Origin of the sequence: Litorimonas sp., from assembly GCA_029936425.1 — a bacterium.
Lineage (GTDB): Bacteria > Pseudomonadota > Alphaproteobacteria > Caulobacterales > Maricaulaceae > Litorimonas.
On the sequence record JAPYSU010000154.1, the window covers coordinates 1 to 1,154 of the forward strand.

At 47.1% G+C, this 1,154-nt stretch carries 1 protein-coding gene and 1 pseudogene; both read right to left on the reverse strand.

Features of this window, described 5'->3' with window-relative positions:
* Positions 1-644 (reverse strand): annotated as a pseudogene (locus ACN0IC_RS15660) (class I SAM-dependent DNA methyltransferase); the annotation flags it as partial.
* Positions 637-1,154, reverse strand: a 518-nt coding sequence (locus tag ACN0IC_RS15665) for an ATP-binding protein (RefSeq protein ID WP_416879677.1), incomplete at its 5' end; no start/stop codon positions are given. The gene ACN0IC_RS15665 and the pseudogene ACN0IC_RS15660, both read right to left, overlap by 8 nt.

The following is a 1,154-nucleotide window of genomic DNA, read 5'->3' on the forward strand; positions in this document are numbered from 1 at the left end:
GTTGGATTCAGCATTTTTAATACACTTCCTGCGGGCTTGCTGGCGAGCAGACCTAATACAGCATAAATATTATTTGAATCCGGGAAAGCGCTTGACCCTTTTACATCGAAGATAAATCCTAAAGGCGAATACCTCACCCCAAAATTGTTGGAGCTTGTTGCAGTCCATGTCACTGATGGTCTGAAGAAAAACTTCTCATTTGATATCTTCCAGCCAAGATTGTCCCAACTTAACTGTGGATAACGACGCAATGTTTCCTCTTTGATCTCTAATCCATTATTCTGCCAGTTTACAACAAGATAGTTATTCCCATACCAGCGGCGAAATTCACCACCTTTATTGTAAGGAAACCACTTAGCCCCACTCGATTTTGCGGCAGTGCTATCAATGGCTGAGAAATTAAACTTTTTTTTACTTATTTCCTGCCAAAACCGAAGGAATCTTTCGTTGTCCCCAGTTCTCATGCCAATCATCGGCTTTGAGATATCGGCAAGTCTCGGCTGATTCTCAAACGAGGAAATAAATCCATGGCTCGCCCAATATGCGAAAGGTTGGCCGGGAATCTTCCCAAAATCTTTTGGAGAAGCTCGAAAAAAATAATTACTAATATCTTTTCGATGATTGTGCACTTGATCGTTAATCATTATGGTTCTCCAAGTCCTGATCTTGCAACGGCGTATTAATCTGCTGCCAGTCATCCGCAATCGCCTTCCAGTTCACATTGCGCTCGACTATCTCGCCGTCTTCATCTTCGCCTGACCACACGGCCCAGAAATCCGGATCGTCGGATTTCGGTCGATGTTGTTCGCGTAGCGAGTTTATTTTCACCAGTACCGGTAGTTCCGAGGCCCAGCCGAGGAGAATGGCATGACGGGAGGGGAGCGAGGGTAAGTCCCGCAGCAGGCCTCGCAGATTGTCTGGTACTAGCTTGTGGACCAACTCCTGGTCACGATCGTTGCTGATGCGATGCATCAAGAAACTATTGCACTGAGAAAGCACAGTGGGCGACAGCTCACTCGGCCGCTGCGAGGATAGCACCAAACCCAGCCCGAACTTGCGCCCTTCACGGGCTATCTTCTCAAATACCTGGCAGCAGATGGTTGCCGAATTCTGATTTTCAGCGCCGTCGTTGTAGCGCTTAATGAAGGTATGTG